The 19,710-nt window shown below is 43.9% G+C and carries 14 protein-coding genes and 1 tRNA gene; 10 read left to right on the top strand and 5 right to left on the bottom strand.

The features are described from left to right. Nucleotides 1-326: 326 nt before the first annotated feature. The gene (locus tag V202x_RS04985) at nt 327-677 is read right to left on the bottom strand and encodes a hypothetical protein (RefSeq protein WP_145171776.1); all 351 of its coding nucleotides are present in this window, start codon (nt 675-677) and stop codon (nt 327-329) included. A 692-nt stretch (nt 678-1,369) separates the two neighbouring features. On the opposite strand from V202x_RS04985, the gene V202x_RS04980 reads away from it, so the two are divergent. Then, nucleotides 1,370-1,443: transfer RNA gene (locus V202x_RS04980), tRNA-Arg, on the top strand. 566 nt (nt 1,444-2,009) lie between these two features. Here V202x_RS04980 and V202x_RS04975 read toward each other — a convergent pair. From V202x_RS04975 to V202x_RS04965, 3 genes are all read right to left on the bottom strand, one after another. After that, nucleotides 2,010-2,474, bottom strand: coding sequence for a hypothetical protein (locus tag V202x_RS04975; RefSeq protein ID WP_145171774.1), 465 nt, complete (start codon nt 2,472-2,474; stop codon nt 2,010-2,012). Nucleotides 2,475-3,847: 1,373 nt separating this feature from the next. Beyond that, nucleotides 3,848-4,093, bottom strand: a complete 246-nt coding sequence (locus tag V202x_RS04970; RefSeq protein ID WP_145171772.1) for a hypothetical protein — start codon at nt 4,091-4,093, stop codon at nt 3,848-3,850. A 408-nt stretch (nt 4,094-4,501) separates the two neighbouring features. Next, nucleotides 4,502-4,750, bottom strand: a complete 249-nt coding sequence (locus V202x_RS04965; RefSeq protein ID WP_145171770.1) for a hypothetical protein — start codon at nt 4,748-4,750, stop codon at nt 4,502-4,504. A gap of 704 nt (nt 4,751-5,454) precedes the next feature. Between V202x_RS04965 and V202x_RS04960 the strand changes: the two genes are divergently transcribed. After that, complete coding sequence (locus V202x_RS04960) at nt 5,455-6,210, top strand: hypothetical protein (RefSeq protein WP_145171767.1); 756 nt, start codon at nt 5,455-5,457, stop codon at nt 6,208-6,210. Between the two features lie 21 nt (nt 6,211-6,231). Here the strand turns inward: V202x_RS04960 and V202x_RS04955 are convergent, their stop codons facing one another. Next, nucleotides 6,232-7,230, bottom strand: a complete 999-nt coding sequence (locus V202x_RS04955) for an adenosine deaminase (RefSeq protein ID WP_145171765.1) — start codon at nt 7,228-7,230, stop codon at nt 6,232-6,234. A gap of 181 nt (nt 7,231-7,411) precedes the next feature. Between V202x_RS04955 and V202x_RS04950 the strand changes: the two genes are divergently transcribed. The 8 genes from V202x_RS04950 to V202x_RS04915 all read left to right on the top strand — a co-directional run bounded on the left by V202x_RS04950 (nt 7,412) and on the right by V202x_RS04915 (nt 19,703). Then, on the top strand, nt 7,412-8,731 hold the full coding sequence (locus V202x_RS04950; protein ID WP_145171762.1) for a neutral/alkaline non-lysosomal ceramidase N-terminal domain-containing protein: 1,320 nt from the start codon (nt 7,412-7,414) through the stop codon (nt 8,729-8,731). Nucleotides 8,732-9,434: 703 nt separating this feature from the next. Then, a complete protein-coding gene (locus tag V202x_RS04945; RefSeq protein WP_145171761.1) occupies nt 9,435-11,495 on the top strand; it encodes a PrkA family serine protein kinase in 2,061 nt (686 codons plus the stop codon). A 103-nt stretch (nt 11,496-11,598) separates the two neighbouring features. Then, nucleotides 11,599-12,705 (top strand): DUF444 family protein, encoded by a 1,107-nt coding sequence (locus V202x_RS04940; protein ID WP_144984181.1) that lies wholly within the window; start codon nt 11,599-11,601, stop codon nt 12,703-12,705. 88 nt (nt 12,706-12,793) lie between these two features. After that, complete coding sequence (locus tag V202x_RS04935) at nt 12,794-14,323, top strand: SpoVR family protein (RefSeq protein ID WP_144984184.1); 1,530 nt, start codon at nt 12,794-12,796, stop codon at nt 14,321-14,323. A 37-nt stretch (nt 14,324-14,360) separates the two neighbouring features. Next, nucleotides 14,361-14,855, top strand: coding sequence for a hypothetical protein (locus tag V202x_RS04930; protein WP_145171759.1), 495 nt, complete (start codon nt 14,361-14,363; stop codon nt 14,853-14,855). Between the two features lie 209 nt (nt 14,856-15,064). Next, nucleotides 15,065-15,829: an IclR family transcriptional regulator gene (locus tag V202x_RS04925; RefSeq protein WP_232098847.1), complete on the top strand. Its 765-nt coding sequence runs from the start codon at nt 15,065-15,067 to the stop codon at nt 15,827-15,829. Between the two features lie 28 nt (nt 15,830-15,857). Continuing rightward, nucleotides 15,858-17,000 (top strand): aminotransferase class V-fold PLP-dependent enzyme, encoded by a 1,143-nt coding sequence (locus V202x_RS04920; RefSeq protein WP_145171757.1) that lies wholly within the window; start codon nt 15,858-15,860, stop codon nt 16,998-17,000. A gap of 201 nt (nt 17,001-17,201) precedes the next feature. Continuing rightward, entirely contained in the window at nt 17,202-19,703 is a 2,502-nt protein-coding gene (locus V202x_RS04915) for a PSD1 and planctomycete cytochrome C domain-containing protein (RefSeq protein ID WP_145171755.1), read from the top strand. Nucleotides 19,704-19,710 lie beyond the last annotated feature (7 nt).

Genomic DNA, 19,710 nt, shown 5'->3' with positions numbered 1-19,710 from the left:
GGAACAGGGATCGTGGTCCCTTTCCTGATGTGGTCATATACTACTCGTCAATTGTTAATAAATGGTGAGTAAACAATGAAATGTTGGGCTAACATTGATTCTCACCCGAACAAATCGACATGAAAATGCGCTGAAAGTGTTGCTTTTCAGTTCAGAGTCAGGCTGGAAGAAATGATAAATGGGGAGGCAGTCATACTAGATTATGATGAAAATCTATGCTCTCCAAAATAGATTGTCTTAAAGAGCCATTTTTTTAATGATACGCGAAAAAGACCGAGGCATACAGTTTTCGTTTGATGCGACTCGGTCTTTCTGTGGGAATATCTTTATGGTCTCTTGACGTAGCGATACTTCAACTTCAAATCGTTAGTACCGCCTCCTTCTAGACGCAGTATGACTACGCCTTGCACACGAATGGGGCCTTGAGGTCCTAGCGAGACCCACGTTGCTCTCTCTTTTGTGGGCGTGATATTCATCACAATTTTCCAGTCATCAGTTGCATGTGGGTGGTAGTATTCGACAATCGAATCATCGGATGCATGCACCAGAGTGTCCTGACCGCGTTTTAATAAAATCGAATAGGGATATCCCGAGTCGTCAACTGGTTTCTCTTGTGCGTGTGTGATACATGTGGTTGCGGTAGCGATTGCCATTACGATGAATATGCGGCCCGTCATCGTGTATGCTCCTTTGATTCATTGAAATAGTTGAGTGGGAATAGAAGAACTCTGAAAGTAAGGTGACTTTTGTTGATCCATTCTAACACACCTTTCGACACGAATTAAGAAACTATACATTCGCGATAAGAACGTACCTTTATTTGATATCGTTTGAGCACTGGACAATTAGAGGTGGCTTATCTGTCTTGCTATACATAGATGACGGAATGTGCTTGTTTCTATGGAACATCCTGATACGGAGCGGTTTTCTGCAGGCTCGTATGGAGTTTCAATCAGAATAATCAAATTGCATCAACTGAAATCGAAAATTGAGTAAATAGCCTTCGACGAATAGAAGCCTCGGTTTTGTTTCACAATAAATTGTGATCGTCAGAATGTTTCGTGAATCTTTGGGACGTAATGATTTCGAACTTGATCTGATTTGTTCTGAATAATCTCATATGAAGCCGATGTTGTTTAAAACGGACAATGTCAAAATGGAATAATCAAAGTGATCTGGTATTCAATTCTAGAAAAGACTTCGAATTTCTCGATAAAGCTGTCGGGAAAGTTGCTGAACCTCAAACGATATGACAGAGGTAATCAGAGAAGATGATTTCGATCATGATTTAGTGAAACAAAGTCAAAACCGTTTCACAAGTCGTTTGACGAAATACCAAAGAGACTATTATAACAGTACTTAATCCGAAGCCCCCGTAGCTCAGTTGGATAGAGCAATGCTTTCCTAAAGCATAGGTCGCAGGTTCGAATCCTGCCGGGGGTAATAAAATCAATCTGTTATTGTGGGTTTGGGTGAGCAGATATAATTAAGTATCTGCGTATACAGTTCGGTGTAATGGTATCATGATCGGGCTTCTATTTTATTTAATTATAGTTACTTTTGTGGCGTTAATAATTTATGGCGCCATACTTGCGTTTGCATTCACGCGAAAGAAGAATCACTGGTGGGCACACGTCATAGTTGTTGGTAGCTGCGTCGTGTTTCTTTTATGGGGACAATACTTGATATTTGTCTTGGCTGATTTCTCAGTGATTCTCTTAAAACTATGTATGAAGTAGAACCCAACTGGGACATTTAGAGCCAGGTGATATTGTCATTCGAAGGATTGCAGAGAGATAGCCATCGCAAAAACGAATATTACCAGCGGCTCTGTGAATTGACAGAAAAAATCGAGTTACCAGCAGGCTCACCAGCTCAAAAGATTCTAACCACCACCAAAGCCCCCACCACAGAACGGGCTAAGCGAGTAGCTACAGTGTTGGGGAAGTGGGAGATAAATCGCCATCTCGAACTTCGCTAAATTCTTTGGCACACCTAATGGAAGGACTCTAGCGTCCTTTCTTCTTTTCTCTCTCAAAGCTGCGCCCAAAGACTGCAATTTTGAATTTCTTGTCAGCTCGCGGCGAGTGGAGGTAGACTTTGCCCTTCCATTGTTTTGAGAGTAAGACGGGATGCTTGGGACCAAGTATGTCTGAAAGAACTCCAGCAACTTCTTCAGGCGTTTTGGGGTTTGGGTGAAGATAGTAAGTTTCAATCGTGATCGTGTCGCCAACTTTCACGCCCGACTTGGACCTAAGTACCTCGAGAACTTTCGTCTCGTATGCTACGTTAATACGTCCAGAGGGCATTGTGGTGTCAGCCTGAGTAACTTTGCGAATTTCAACTTTGAAGACTTCAGGAGCTTTTTTCTTCATATTCGCGATTAAACCTGGGGCAATCTCAGTGTAGGCGACTGAAGTATGGATCGTGAAAGCAATTAGGGTCACCAAACTGATTATTGCAAACCGTTTCATATGTTTTGCTCCGTAATTAATGTTTTGTGAATGTCCTGACATATCTGACGATCTTATGACCAAATTGGTTACAACATTTTCAGAGCCAACATGAGCTACACTGGGGAAACGTGCGATTGATTTGCACTTTGAGTTAGAATAAAAAACGCCAGCGGTCCCGGGTCATGAATCTTAGACCTGTGTGCTGGCGTGGTCCGAAGGTATAAACCAACGGGGTGGGGAAAGCCTCCACAATTAATCGGCACTGAAGCCGGACCATGCGGGCACTTCTACTATTATATGTGCGTGCTGGAGTCAATGTGATGTTGCACTCCTAAAGGCATTTAAGGTTACGATTTTGTTCATGCTGCCAGGAATGAACTAATATGGCAAGCTGCTCAATGCAAAGTTGATCAAATTGGTAATAATGTAACGATCGAAATCATGTTAATTCTGCTTAAAAAGATAATCAGAAAACAGCTTCGTCTTTCCTGACATTTTTGAGATGGATACTGATAACGAGTAACGGCGAATCGTAGACGATGAAATCGCAAAGAACAAATATAGCGTAAAAAAACAGCCGGGGGAGTAGCGTCCCCGGCTGTTCACGGCAGGCACCGTTTTGGCACGCAACTTTATGTCGTTAGGTTGTCGCTTGAATGTTCGAATTTTAATAAGTATCGACTTAAATGTTGAAATAGATTACGCATGAAGACAGAGCAGGAAAAGTCAGGAAAATGTACCTATTTTATGGTTGATTATACATTGAACTACAGTAGTATAAGTTCGTAGTTTAATTGATTCCCATGTTCGCCAGGAGGCGGCCGCGTGTGATCTGCTGTAGATGATCACGAGGATTTATTCAATCCGCGATTTCTTTTCGGTCTGTCAGGAATCCAGATCTCTTTCATTACCCCAAGGACGTCAATAATTGCGTTTGTGCGCACGAATTATTGAGCGAATATCCCTGCGCGCCGAGAGACAATTATGCCTCACTTCATACGAACGATTAGCAGAAGAAACTACCGAGTATTCGACCTCATAAGAACGCATCATGAGCAGTGTCAGGATGGCATGACATTCGATTCTATGCACCGCTACTTTAGGTGTGATCGAAGCAAGCTTTTGAATGCAGTAAACGTTCTCATGCGGCACAGATTCATCGAGCAGGACGACCGGCATATGTATTACCCGGTGGATCGTATGCCGCTTCTGATGCCTTACTATGGGACAGTATCTGTGTAATGACAGGCAGAATTACTAACGACATTGTGTCACCGACGAAACAACAAGGACTGGTTGATTGTGTTGGATCTGGAGCGGTTACCGGAACTGGTTGAGAATCTTTATTTGCAGATGTTTAGTGATTAAGAAGCCGGTGGAGAGTGGTACGATTACTTCCACTTTGCCCAAAATAAAACTGGAATGGAACAGCCTAGACCGCCACCTAATAGCATTCCTAAGGGGATGGTAATATAAGCAAGTGCGAAACCAGCTCCAGCTTGGCCATGACCATCATCCATGAATACACAAAAATAATAAAGACCATAGAATCCAATAACTGCACCAATTGCGGCTCCAGTAATTGCTAAAAAAACACTTGAGATAATAGTTAAGATTACTTTCAACACCGTTTCCACGCTAACACCTCATGTTTCTTACTAGTTGAGCCGGAATGTCTCGTACATATTAAAGGCGTGGAAAGAAATCGAATATCACGCGTGGATTGGAAAATTTGATAAAAAAATCAGGCAGAAGTGATTAACAAGCTGAAGGAGGAGTGATGAATCGTTTTTTTAATTACAAATCTTACGAACAACTCAATACATCAGAGCTATCATTCCTAGGAACATAGGTATTAAAAGAAAAAAGAACCAAGGATCGTTTTTCCAGACCCAATGCAGAAAAGACTGATTGTTATTGTTATTTCTAGAGTCGAAGATCACATAAGCAAAAATAGAAGTTACCAATATCAAAGGAATATAATTCTTCTTCAACAGCATCATTGACAGACCCCCTCGTCTCAGCGTGTGTGGGAGAGAGAGTGTCTAGTGATTAGGACTACATAGCTGATAGTACTGATAGAAGAGTTCTGCACAAGTTGAATTATTTTCTATTGCCCAAACAAGTGGAGCATAAACGGCTCTTAACACAGAATCTCTTCCCGGAGGAATCTGCCCATGTGAGTCTTCTGACAATGCACAAGCAGGGCCAACACTCAAAACATAAACCAATAACAAAATCGGGATCGCACAGCCCAGAAATTGAAGTTTTTTCCATCTCTTTTTTTCAGACATACGAACTACCTCAAGCAGTCTCAGCGTGTGTGGGAGGGAGTTTAAACAACCTAGCGATCTGTTCCATTGCAGACGTCAATGTAAGCACGAATAGAGTCACCGACAAATTTATTATTAGATGCGCACCACTCTAATGGACCATAGAATGTCATTATGGGTTTCATGTATTTCGTGTTTACTGCGTTTCCATTTTTGTCCAAAACCCAAGCAGCAACAGGACCAATACTCAAAACATAAGACACTAGCAAAATCGGGATTGAATAGCCAAGAAATCGAAGGATTCTTGATTCTTTATTTTCAGTCATAGGGATTACCTTCAGGTAACTGGAATCTGACAACCCAAGTTTAAACGATTGAAGGCAGTTAAGCCACTAAAATAAGAGAGGTTCACCATGGTCACGGTAGACCAAGTGAAGAGTGCCTAGGAAGACTCCTGTGATAAAACGTCTCTATTGCTTTCAAGTGATCAACGTTTTGTACAACACTCTTGCCTCCGCACGTCTTCGAAGGGGTATTCTATGCTTTATTAATTGGTACAAAAAATTTATCATAATGCTTTGTATGTAGCGCTTACCCCTTGAGTAGTTGTGTGATGCCGTTTTCCTGAAGCAGAGGTCGCAGGTTCAAATTCAGCCGGGTGTATGTTTTTGGAGAGTTGCTCGTGTCGTATTTTCTATGAAGCCGGGATTGAAGGATAGAATCGAATGAATAAAGTATCTCAGGTTTTTCTCTCTTGCATTATTACGCTTTGTGCTTTGTCACAAGTTTCTTTTTCGCGGGCAGATGAACTGAAAAAAAGCTATTACCTGATCGGTAATTCGCTGACGTGGGACACGGTTCCTTCTCTGTTGGATGGTGATGTGCAGTGGCATGTGGATTGTGGGAAGAGTTTGCCCTATATCTTTGAGCATCCGAAGATGCCGTGTGTCAAGAATTCGTCACTTTGGCCAAAGGCACTCAAAGAAAAGCAGTACGATTTCATTTCAGTTCAGCCCCATTATGGTTCCACATTGCCGGAAGATGTTGATGTCATTTCCAAGTGGGTCGAAATGCAGCCTAAGGCAGTATTCATTATTCACACCGGTTGGGCACGGAGTGCAACACGCGCTGATGAATATACAAATGAGGACATTGCAGGAAAACTACAACATAGCCCAGCCTATTTTAAGTCCCTGTTGACAGAACTGAAGAAGCGTTATCCGGATCGGCAATTTAAACAGACTTATGCCATCGATCTCTTAGATAAAGTGAATTCGGATATCAAAAATAAGCAAGCACCCTTCAATCAGATTTCAGATTTGTATCGGGACGCGATCCATATGAAAACCGATAGCGGTCGTTACCTCATGCACAATGCGATGCGGCATGCGATGGGGCAGCCACGATCTGAAAAGGGATATGAAAAAACGGATCCGAAAACAAAACAGTATCTGAATCGGGTTCTGGATACATTAAAGTAAAGGTCTTGTTTTCTAGTTGTGTCAGCCAGTGTAGTCTGCCAATTCGGAAATCAGTTTTTGTTTTTCTTCTTCAGTAAGAAACGCTGATTCGAACGAATTTCGCGCGAGCTTGACCAGTTGATCACGTGAAAGATCAAATGCTTCTTGAACAGCTAGGAAATTTTCATTGACATAGCCACCGAAGTAAGGTGGATCGTCCGAGTTCACGCTAACGACCAGACCGGCGTCCAGCATTCGTTTCAAGGAATGTTCTGTCATAGTCTCGAAAACACAGAGTCTTATGTTTGAAAGCGGACAGACTGTTAAGGGGATCTGCTCTTCAATAAGCCGCTCGACCAGTGCTGCATCTTCCATACAACGCACGCCATGATCGATCCGTTCTGCCTGGAGTAGGTCCAGTGCTTCGGTGATATATTCAGGTGGTCCTTCCTCACCCGCATGGCACACGACGCGGAAACCCTGACGACGGGCTTCTGCGAACACATTCACAAATTTGGACGGGGGATGGCCCAGTTCCGATGAATCCAGGCCGACAGCAATGATTTGCTCGCGAAATGGAATGGCCTGCTGCAGAGTCTGAATTGCTGACTCTTCAGATAAGTGACGTAAGAAACTGAGGATTAAATGGGAGGAAATTCCAAGCTCGGTTTGTGCCTGTTTGAGGGCCGCTGTGATTCCATTGAGGGCTGTTTCAAAGGGAATATTTCGGTCAGTATGTGACTGAGGATCGAAGAAAATTTCAGTATGTCGCACGTTTTGCGACGCTGCTTTTTTCAAGTAGGCCATCGTCAGGTCATGGAAATCTTCTTCTGTGAGAACGACACTGATTGAAGCGTAATACAAATCGAGAAACGACTGTAGGTCCTTGAAATTGTAAGCGGCTCGCATCTCATCTACAGATTGAAAGGGAATTGCAATTCCATTCTTTTCAGAAAGTTGAAAGGCCAATTCAGGCTCCAGAGTTCCTTCAATGTGCAAATGTAATTCTGCTTTCGGTAATCCTGCAATAAAATCATCCATGTCCGGTCTCCGAATTCGTGTCAGCTCTTTCAGTTGATAATGGCCTATGAGAGTAACAGATTCTGAAAGAGATTACGATTCCGTATTATCATTTTCAAAGCCAGACTTCGTTTTTGTGAAACGATATTGTAGGATCAGTTGACAGGAAGAGATCACTTGTTTTTACAAAGAAATTGAGATCATGTTAAAGAATTTTCTGTTCTGTTTGTTAGCGATTCTGATTTTGGATCATCCCGAATTACAGGGAGGAGATTTGAGAGTGGGGATTGCGCGTGTTGACATCACGCCTGCAAAATCAATTTGGCTGGCCGGCTATGCCGCTCGTAAAGAGCCTGCTAAGGGAATGACGCATCCTCTGTGGGCCAAAGCGTTAGTTTTTGAAGATAAACATGGTAATCGGGCAGCGATCGTGACGACTGATCTAATCGGATTGACACGAGAGATTTCCGATGCGGTTGGAAACCGCGTTGCGAAAAAGACAGGAATGACACGTGAACAGATTCTGTTGAATTCCTCACACACTCATTGCGGTCCTGTTGTTCGTGGTTGTGCGGCACTCGCTTATGATTTAACTGACGCACAGCAGAATGACGTGAATCAGTATGCAAAGTTACTGGAAGACAAACTGGTAAACCTGATCATTCAGGCCAGTCAGTCCATGTCGGATGCGATGCTAGCGTATGGGGAAGATCAGGCGAAATTTGCACTAAACCGTCGTGGTCGGTACAACCCGGATGGCCCTGTCGATCATACGGTACCTGTCCTGCGAGTATGTGACGAAGCAGGTAAAACAAAAGCCATCTTATTTGGATATGCTTGCCATAATACGACCATTGCTCTCTCTCAATATTGTGGCGACTATGCAGGTTTCGCACAGATTGCTTTGGAGAAAAAGTATCCCGGTGTCACAGCTCTGTTCATGATCGGTTGTGGGGGAGATGCGAATCCTCATCCTCGACGTACACTTGCATTGGCAGAGCAGCATGGAAATTCGCTATCAGATGCGGTTGTGCGTGCGATGGAGAAAACGATGGAGCCCATCAAAGGGCCTGTCAAAGTCAAGTTTCAGAGAACGGATTTACCGTTTGTTGATCCGCCATCCAAGGCAGAGCTTCTTATGCGTCAGGGAAAGGGCGATGTCTATTTGCAACGCCTGACGAAGTATCTGTTGAATCAACTGGATCAGCAGGGCGCTATCAAAACTTCCTACCCATTCCCTGCTCAGGTCATCTCTTTTGGGAATGATCTGACTTTGATCGGTTTAGGAGGAGAAGCGGTGATTGATTATTCTATTCGTCTCCATGAAGAATTCTCTCATCGTCGGATCTGGGTTGCCAGTTATTGTAATGAAGTTTTTGCCTATATCCCTTCGGAACGGGTTCTCAAAGAAGGTGGTTATGAAGGGGGTGGGGCAATGAAGTACTTTGGTTTCCATGGTCCTTTTCAACCTGGAGTAGAAGATCGCATTATTAAGCTCATTCACAAGCTGATGGAGCCATAGGGAGTCGTGCGTATTTCGATTGTAAGTCAAATTTTTTTCTAATCAAAAGCTACAAAATCGTTTTGCTCTTATCATCTCAATCAACTGTTTGAGCTCACAAAAATTCTTAAACGTTTTAACAAATTTCAGCGTAATAATGTTTGAGAATTGTGTTGATGTTTGATTCGAAAATCGTAGCACATCCAGTCTGTCCAATCGGCTGAGAATCGTTTCGTTCAGGAGTCTTTGGTTCACTTTACAGGAATCTATACTTGTTTAGAGATGTTTTTCTAACTGGTTGTATGATATTAACTTACAGTTATTGAACAGGTTGCCCCTAAAAGAGGTGATTCTTTTGAATTCAAGATTGCTATTGTCTCGATATGAGAGGTGGGAAATAATAGAGGTGTTCGAAGAAAAGTTTCGTCACTTTACATTCCTGTGTGGCATACTTTGAGCACTAGTGAGTCACGTCCACACAATAATCCCAATTTTACAATTTGGTGTTGGCCATGGATGGTCTTGTAAATACCCTCATCACAAATTTATGTTTGTATGCGGGAACTATCCCTGCGCTGTGTGTGTCTAAATTCATGCAAAACTTCCGTCTTTGTGAAAGGCTGTAGCGCTTTAGAACATTCTTTTAAATTAAATTACCTCGAACTTATTGGCCTACTATGCGGCCTGCCAGAGTGCAAGTCGCGACGCCAGGAGGAGGAGTCCCATGGAAAATGGTCGATCAATTTTAAATCAGATCTCCGGTCAGCTTAATTCTGAATCTTTTCAGCAGGAACATTGGCAGGGGACTTTTGAAGAGTACCTCGATCTTGTTCGAGAAGATCCCAAAGTAACGCGAACGGCGTTCCAAAGAGTTTATGATATGATCATGAGCTATGGGACCTATCCGGTTGAAGGTAAAAAGGGACTCATTCGCTATCGCTTTTTCGATGATCCAGTCAATGACGGACGCGATGGAATCTTTGGTCTTTCCAAGCCGTTGATGGAACTGGTTAATGTCTTTAAATCGGCTGCGCTGAAGTATGGTAGTGAACGCCGTGTCTTGTTGTTACATGGCCCTGTGGGAAGTTCAAAAAGTACTATTGCGCGTCTGTTGAAGCAGGGGCTGGAACGTTATTCACGTACCGAAGAAGGTGCCCTCTACAGCTTTGGTTGGAAAGAAGAGGATGGTTCTATTCTTTGGGATCCTATGAATGGTGATCCTTTACAATTAATTCCACTCGAGAATCGTCAGGAAGTTTGTGACCATCTGAATGCTGGCCGCGATGCCAGTAAAGAGTCAGATTACATCGTCGAAATTGCTGGCGAAGTATGTCCGTTGAGTCGCTTCATGTTCAATGAAAAATTGAAAGCAGCTAATGGCGACTGGACTAAAGTGATGGAGCAGGTCGTTGTGAAGCGAATCACCTTCTCAGAGCAGGATCGAATTGGGATTGGAACATTCCAGCCTAAAGATGAGAAGAATCAGGATTCTACCGAGCTAACCGGAGATATTAACTACCGCAAGATTGCGCAGTATGGTAGCGAAAGTGATCCGCGTGCTTTCAATTTTGATGGTGAATTCAATGTCGCCAATCGTGGACTGATCGAGTTTATCGAAGTCTTAAAGCTGGATGTGGCATTTTTGTATGATCTGCTTGGTGCCTCTCAGGAACACAAAATCAAGCCGAAGAAGTTTGCCCAAACGGATATCGATACGGTCATCATCGGTCATACCAATGAACCGGAATATCGTCGTTTGCAATCAAATGAATTTATGGAAGCACTTCGGGATCGTACCGTAAAAATTGATGTTCCTTACGTTACGAAGCTGAGTGAAGAAATTAAAATTTACGAGAAAGACTACAATTCCAAACGGGTCAGAGGTAAACACATCGCTCCGCATACTCTGGAAATCGGGGCAATGTGGGCAGTGCTGACGCGACTCGAAACGCCGAAGCATCATGGTTTGACGCTGGTTCAGAAAATGAATTTGTATAATGGCAAGTCATTGTCTGGATTTACTACTGAAAATGTCGAGCAACTTCGTAAAGAAGCAAAATCAGAAGGGCTGTTTGGAATCTCTCCTCGTTATGTTCAGGACAAAATTTCCAATGCACTCGTGGTAAACTCTCATAGCTCGAACCTGAATCCGTTTATGCTTTTGAATGAGCTGGAGGAAGGGTTAAAGCATCACTCGTTGATTGCCAACGATGACTTGCGAGATCATTATCGCCAGTTAATTACTGTCGTCAAAGAGGAGTATACTGATATTGTGAAAAATGAAGTTCAGCGTGCGATTGCCGCCGACGAAGAAGCACTCACGCGACTGTGTGGTAATTACCTTGATAACGTGAAAGCGTACACACAGAAAGAACGCGTCAAGAATAAATTTACTGGCGAATATGAAGAGCCGGATGAACGACAGATGCGTTCTATCGAAGAGCGAATCGATATTCCTGAAACCAGAAAAGATGATTTCCGTCGTGAAATCATGAACTACATTGGCGCGTTATCAATGGATGGAAAAACGTTTGACTACAAAACGAACGAACGTTTGCAAAAGGCGCTCGAAATGAAATTATTCGAGGACCAGAAGGATACCATCAAATTGACGAGTCTGGTATCGAACGTGGTCGATGCCGAAACGCAGGAGAAAATCGATATCGTCAAAGCCCGGCTGATTCGAAATTATGGCTATGATGAAGAGTCGGCAACAGACGTATTGCAATATGTTGCTAGCATCTTCGCTCGTGGTGACACAAAAAAAGGTAGTGATGCAGCTTAATCTTTGAGACGATTGTAACTTCATACAGAGTACTTAAGAGAAGAAGGAATTGTTTGAGAGCCGACGAACCCCTGCTTCCCTAAACTGAAAGGGTCTCGATATTATGGTACGTAGAATTGATCGTGACCAGCAACGATTTAATAAGATTATCAAGGGGAAGGTTCGTCAACAGCTCCGGAAGTATATCAATCACGGTGAGATGATTGGTCGCAAAGGTCGAGAAACTGTCAGTATCCCTGTTCCCAATATTGAGATCCCCCATTTTCAACATGGCGAAAAAGGAAGTGGCGGAGTAGGCCAGGGGGAAGGTGACGTAGGAGAAACGATCGGCCGCGGTCAGGATGATGGTGATGGTAAAGGTCAAGCTGGTAACCAGCAGGGGCAACATATTCGGGAAGTGGAATTAACACTTGAAGAATTGGCTGACATGCTCGGCGAAGCTCTGGAGCTTCCACGAATTGAACCCAAGGGCGATGACGCGCTGACATCCAAGAAAGACCGCTACACATCAATCCGTCCCACTGGACCCGATTCATTAAGACATTTTAAACGTACCTACAAACGAGCGCTCAGGAGAATGATTGCGACAAACAATTATGATCCCACTGAGCCGTCAATTATTCCTACTAAAGATGATGAGCGGTTTCGAAGCTGGAAAACCGTTTCGGAACCACATACGAATGCCGCCGTCATTTATATGATGGATGTATCGGGATCAATGACAGACGTCCAGAAAGAAATCGTCCGTACGGAGTCCTTTTGGATTGATACCTGGTTAAAACGTCAATACGACGGCATTGAACGTCGCTATATTGTACATGATGCTGTTGCTCATGAAGTGGATGAAGATACCTTCTACCGCGTTCGCGAAAGTGGTGGAACGCGTATCTCATCCGCTTACCGGGCGGCAAACCAGATCATTCAAAGAGACTTTCCCCCTTCGCTATGGAATATTTACTGTTTTCAATTTTCCGATGGAGACAACTGGGGAGAAGATAACACCGAGTGTATCGACAATCTCAAACAGAATATTTTTCCGATTTGTAATCTTTTCTGTTATGGACAGGTAAGAAGTCCTTATGGGTCCGGGGACTTTATCAAAGAATTACGGAAGATTGAAGAAGAGTGGGATAATTTGATCCTCTCTGAAATTGACGATAAAGAAGCGATCTATGGTTCGATTAAGACGTTTCTGGGAACAGGAAAATAGATTGACTGAAAGTAGTATGTTTTAGAGTTTGAGTCAAAGAACAGTCAGCCTCTGATTCGGAATCGATTGACCGCTGACGGAGATTCATATGGTAGTCACAACTCATCGCCCTTTACCTAAAGAATTGAGTGATATCCAACAGGAGATGGAACAGCATGCGCTCGATTATGGTCTCGACTTCTTCAAAACCATTTTTGAAGTCCTGGACTACGAAGAGCTGAGTATGTTTGCCGCCTATGGTGGATTTCCGGTTCGTTATCCTCACTGGCGATTTGGAGCTCAGTTTGATGAATTGATGAAAGGCTATTCGTACGGTCTGCAGAAAATCTATGAAATGGTGATCAATACGGATCCCTGTTATGCCTATCTCTTGAGTGCGAATGATATCACCGATCAAAAACTGGTGATTGCACACGTTTATGGTCACTGTGATTTTTTTAAAAACAACGCCTGGTTCTCGCACACCAATCGCAAAATGCTCGATCAGATGGCCAATCACGCCACCCGTATGAATCGGCATATTGATGATTATGGTTATGAAACAGTGGAGATGTTTATTGATACTTGTCTTTCTTTGGAAAGCTTGATCGATCCCTATGCGCCGCATGTCAGGCGGACGAAGAAGCCTCCCACAAAAGAAGAGACGGAAAAACAAAAAACCGATACCGCTGAAACGTCTTCAGGACGATTTCCGGCAAAGCAGTACATGGATCCGTATATTAATCCCGAAGACATACTCGAAGAAGAGGCCAACGAAAAACGCAAGAAAGCTCAGGAATTGGCCGATCAACTGAAATTTCCAAAAGAACGTTTACGAGATGTGTTGTTCTTTTTGATTCAGTATGCGCCCTTGGAAGATTGGCAGCGTGATGTGCTTTCGATTATTCGAGATGAAGCGTACTACTTTGCTCCCCAAGGGCAGACCAAGATCATGAACGAGGGTTGGGCCAGTTTCTGGCACTCTACAATTATGACGCGTCATGGTTTGACGGATGAAGGCTTGATCAATTATGCCGATCACCATAGTGGTACGATGGCAACCAGTCCGAACCGACTGAATCCGTATAAGTTAGGAATTGAACTACTCAAAGATATCGAAGAACGCTGGAATAAAGGGCAATTTGGCCCCGAGTATGAGAACTGTCCTGATATGTTTAAAAAAGAGAATTGGAATCAGGATTTAGGGCTGGGCAGAGAGAAAATCTTTGAAGTTCGACGGATTCATAACGATATCACGTTTATCGATACGTTTTTGACTCCTGAGTTCTGCTATAAAAATCAGATGTTTTCGTTTGCCTATAATGATTCCAATCGAACTTACGAAATTCAGTCACGCGAATTTGAGCAGATCAAACTACAACTTTTGAGCAGCCTTAGTAATCATGGACGACCTGTGATTTACGTTCAGGATGGAAACTATAAAAACCGGGGCGAACTCTATCTGGAACATGAATATCTGGGAGTCGAACTCAAGCTCGATTATGCTCAGGATACTTTGGTCAACTTGCATACGATCTGGAAACGACCCGTGAATATCGAAACAGTCGTCGACGACAGACCTACCATCTTGAGTTATGACGGTAAGAAGCATTCCACAAATTCAAAAGAAAAAGAATAAATCAGGGAAGGGATGTCTCCGCAAGGAGGATTGAATAATGACCGTGATTAATCAATTAAATCATGAGCTGAAGCAGTTGGCAGGATCGCAGTTCGCACAGCCGAGTACAATCACACTGGCTGCCACTGGCAAAATTGAAGTGATAATCGATTTTACTTCTGTCGACTCGATGAGTTGTTCTTTAAGAGAAGTGCGCGTTAACGTGCCGTCATTAACACAGGCAACGTTTGACAAGTTGAAAGAATGGGGGCAGAAACTGTGTCAGCGAGTCACCTATCTTTTAGAAAACATAGGGCCTCTCGAATATGATGAAGACGCAGGGCAGGTATTAATTCGTTCGACTCCCCCAGACCAGAATCAAGCGGGGACTCGGTTTTATGAAATCATTCTCTCATCACATTCCAATGGGCAATTCAGTTTAAAACGTTTCGAATATCAAAATGGACAAAGTGGTCGCACTCAGGTTGATATTCAGGTCACTCATGAAGTGCTGAGAAAGTTTGTCGAGGACCTGCTAGATACGATTCCTTGATCTGGTAAGAACTTAGTAATACCCTTTGGGGTCTACATTATCGAACCCTATATGCCTTAGGTAATATTTTGCCTAAGGTTTTATTTTTTATATGGTTACAGATTGTGGATTAAAGTCAGGATTAGTGCTTGACGAAACCTGTTTTACATGTAAAATCATATTTCATGAGTAAAACATTAGAAAGAAACGACTCGAGATTATCGTACCGTGTGCCCGCTCTTGAAAAGGGATTAGAGGTTCTGGAGCTATTGTCTGGTATCTCGCAACCATTGTCTCTGACAGACATTGCAGATCGTTTGGGGCGGACCAAGCAGGAGCTGTTTCGAGTGATGGCCTGCCTCAATGAACAAGGGTATTTAATTCGCGATCTCAATCAGGGCTACCGGATGAGTACCAAGCTGTTCGAACTGGGATCCAAGCATGCAAGTACGGGGGCGTTAATTGCGCGTGCCACTCCGCACATGGAGACATTGGCGAATGAACTGAATGAGCCATGTCACCTGAACCTGGTCGTTCGCAATAAAATGTTGGTGATTGCACGTGTGAATTGCGATGCAGATGTTGCTTTGGCGGTCCGCATCGGTGCCAGCTTCAAACTGCACGAACGTAACAGCGGTTTAGTAGCGCTATCTTTTTTACCTGACGAACAGAGACTCAAATACTGGTCACAATGTGATTTACCAGATGATCAGATTCGCGAATATGAGGCCGAGTCACGTGCGATTCGGCAAGCTGGTTTTCGTACCATGGCGAGCACGCTGAATCAGGGAGTTCAGGATACGGCTACTCCGATTCTTGGTGCAGAAGGACGGTTGTTGGCAGTGTTGTGTGTTTCACATATTTTACGTGTTGGCGAGTCGCGGGACAGCACGACGATTTCCTCAGCGATGTTACGCTGCTCGCAAGCGATTTCAAGTGAGTTTGGACCGACGATGTTAAAGACACCAGATGTTGAAACGCACGCTGTCCACTGAATCAAGTGGGTAAACGAACGGAGTTTTTATGCTGGATCAACAGATTCGAGATCATGATTTTCCCAGTTTGAAATGTCGTGTTTACTTAAATACGGCTGCGGAAGGGATTCCACCAATTGCGGTGAGAGAAGCGTTCCAGCAGTACTTTCAGGACAAAGAACTGGGCATGGATGGCCGTGAGCTTCATGAAGTGCAATGGGAAGCAGCAAAAAAGTTAGTTTCTCAATTGTATGGTATGAGTTCCGATGAAGTCAGCATCTGTTCCTGCAGTTCTGAAGCGTTTAATCTGGCATATCAGTCTTTGCAGCTAAAACCAGGTGATGAAGTCATTATCAGTGATTTAGACTTTCCTGCCAGTTATACGTTCGGGTTACAGCAAAGTTGTCCTGCCACCGTAAAAATATGGGAAGCCCGTGATTGGGAATTACGATTGGAAGATCTGCAGTCACTTTTAACAGACAAAACACGTGTGGTGAGTATCTCACTGGTCAGTTTTTTCAATGGGTTCAAAATTCCTTTGAAGGAAGTGATTCAAACAATTCGCCAACATTCTTCCGCTTTAATTGCCTTAGATGTCACTCAGGCCCTGGGACGAATTCCGCTCGATCTGGAAGACATTGATCTGGTAATCAGCAGCACACATAAGTGGATTCTGGCTTCTCATGGTGGGGGACTGGTAGGCGTGCCTGCGTCGCGTGCGAATGAATGGACTGTTCCCGCCGGGGGCTGGTTTAATCTGAAAGACGCATTTGGAGATCGGCGTTTTGAAAAAGCAGAGAGCCTGCCAGGAGCGGCGAGCTTTACAGTGGGCATGCCCAATTATCCCGCCGTTTATGCAATCCGAGCTGCTTTGGATTATATTACAGCGGTGGGCGTCGAAGAAATTAATCAGGCAACCGAGCCTCTGGTCGAAGCCTGTCTGGCAGGACTCGCAGAGTTACCGGTTGAATTCATTTCGCCGCGGAAGATCGAAAACTTAGCGGGTATAATTGCATTTCGACATCCTGAAGCGGAAAGGATTTATCAACACTTACATAGTAAACAAATTCATCCCATGTATCACGCGGGCAGGATTCGTGTTGCCTTGCATGGATACAATACACTGGACGATGTAGAAACATTTTTACGGGAATTGAAGTACACACTCTCAAAAAGTTTTGTCGGGACATGAAACGGACCGTTGGTCTGAACTAGTTTTATCGAGCGTATTTTCTTACTGATTTTTGATCTAACTGGAACTATAATAATAGGGTAAGCATAAGCTCATTATCCTAAAGTCTTACCTTCACGCATAAGCGACAGACTGCTGTTTGAGAAGCGAACACTCATCCAGAAAACTTGTGGCTCCTACCTGATAATGCTGGAAATAATAATGACGATGCATGCGAGATTACAAAATCAATTCGATTCATTCAGAACACAATTTCTCTCAGGATTGTTGATCGCTTTTGCTGTGTTGACGACTTCCAGCCTTTGCGCGGCTGAGAAGCAACCCACACAACAACAGATTCAGTTTTTTGAATCCAAGATTCGACCGTTGTTTATTAAGCATTGTTATGACTGTCATGGCCCCGATGAGCAGGAATCCGGGCTGCGTATGGATTCCTTTCAGGGTATTGCCAAAGGGGGCAAAGCAGGTTCGTTGATCATCCCGGGGAAGCCGGAACAGAGCTTATTGATCACGGCCGTGAAGTACCAGTCGCCCGATTTACAAATGCCACCCGATGATAAACTAAGTAAACAGGAAGTCAAAGACCTGGTCAATTGGGTCAAAATGGGGGCACCGTATCCTAACGCTGACTTGAGCTTACTTAGAACTGCGGATGCAAAAGGCAAGTTGGATCTGGAAAAAGAAAGACAGTTCTGGTCATTTCAATCTGTGAAGAAGCCTGTATTGCCTAAAGTCATAAATAGCGACTGGGTGAAAAATCCAATCGACCAGTTTGTATTACACAAACTGGAGCAAGCGAACCTCACTCCTGCTGAACCGGCTGACAAGCGCACTTTAATTCGACGTACGACATATGGCTTAACGGGACTGCCTCCCACATTGCAGGAAATCAATGATTTTTTGAACGATACTTCACCACAGGCGTTTGAAAAAGTGGTTGACCGCTTGTTGGCTTCACCACATTACGGCGAACACTGGGGCCGTCATTGGTTGGATGTCGCACGTTATGCCGACTCAAATGGCCTTGATGAGAATGTGGCCTACGGAACGGCCTGGAAATATCGAGATTACGTGGTCAATGCTCTGAATAAAGACAAACCTTACGACCAGTTTCTGAAAGAACAGTTGGCAGGAGATCTACTGGAACCAACTCAAGATGTCGCCGTACGTAATGAGCGTTTGATCGCGACGGGGTTTTTGTCTTTAGGTCCTAAAGTCTTGGCGGAAGTCGATGAAACCAAGATGGAAATGGACATTATTGACGAGCAGATTAATACCATCGGTGTTTCTCTGATGGGGCTGACGCTGGGATGTGCCCGCTGTCATGACCACAAATTCGATCCGATTCTAGCACATGATTATTATGGTTTGGCGGGCATCTTAAAAAGCACTAAAATCATGGAGCATTATAAGAAGGTCGCCCGCTGGCATGAAAATTCATTGGCGACCGAAGCAGAACTTAAAGTGCAAGCTCAATGGGACCGGAAGATCAAAAACGAGAATGATAAGATTGCCGGCTTGATCAAATCCGAAAACGAACGTCTTCAGAAAGCAGGGGGGAAGGATTTTAAACTCCCTGCGAAACCAGAATCTTCTTATTCCAAAGCAGCTCAAAAACAATTAAAAGAATTCCGAGATAAAGTCGCTGCCCTGAAAAAAGAACGCCCCGAAGTTCCTACTGCGTTGGGGGCGGCGGAACGAGAAATTGTCGATGTTCCCATTCATATTCGAGGCAGCCATTTGACATTAGGAGAAATGGTGCCACGGCAGGTTCCCGTGGTTTTGAACCAGCAGTCGTCAGATCCATTTCCAAAGGATCAAAGTGGTCGACTGAAGTTCGCTGAATGGCTTGTAAATCGTGACCACCCCCTGACATCACGAGTGATCGTGAATCGAATCTGGCGCTGGCACTTTGGAAAAGGAATCGTGGCCACACCAGACAACTTTGGAAAATTAGGGGCCAAGCCGACCAATCAGCCTTTACTGGATTGGATGGCAGCCAACTTGATGGAGCAGGGGTGGTCGCTCAAAAAATTACATCGCATGATTTTACTTTCGAATACCTGGCAGATGAGTAACAAATGGAACGAACAAGCCGCCTCCGTTGATCCTGATAATGATTTGATGTGGCGAGCCGATCTGCGTCGTTTGGACGCAGAATCTATTCGAGATTCGATTCTACTTGTGAGCGGAGGACTAGACCTGAAGATGGGCGGTTCATTGCTCAACGTGAATAACCGCGAATTTGTCTTCAACCATGAATCAAAAGATGGTGTGACATACGATTTTAACAGGCGCTCGATTTATCTGCCTGTGATCCGTAACCATTTGTTTGGGATGTTTATGCTGTTTGATTACTCAGATGCGAGTGTATTAAATGGCGATCGTGCTTCCACTACTGTCGCGCCGCAGGCTCTATTCCTCTTGAATAGTCATCTTGTGGAAGATGCTTCTGAACGTATGGCAGATTCTATTTTGTCTCATACTTCACAATCGCCAGAGCAGAAAATTCAACAGCTCTTTTTAAAATCGTATGGCCGCTTACCATCTGAACTTGAAGTCAATAGATCACTGGAGTTCCTGGATGAAGTGGAAAACGATTTACAATCAGAAGAAGCAGATTCTGTGAAGCGTATCCATCGTGCCTGGCAGGTGCTCTGCCAGTCCTTTTTTGCGTCAAGTGAGTTTATTTATCTCAAATAATTTGTTT

Origin of the sequence: Gimesia aquarii, assembly GCF_007748175.1 — a bacterium.
Lineage (GTDB): Bacteria > Planctomycetota > Planctomycetia > Planctomycetales > Planctomycetaceae > Gimesia > Gimesia aquarii_A.
The sequence above is the reverse complement of the archived record's forward strand: the minus strand, read 5'-3'. Positions and strand labels throughout refer to the sequence as shown.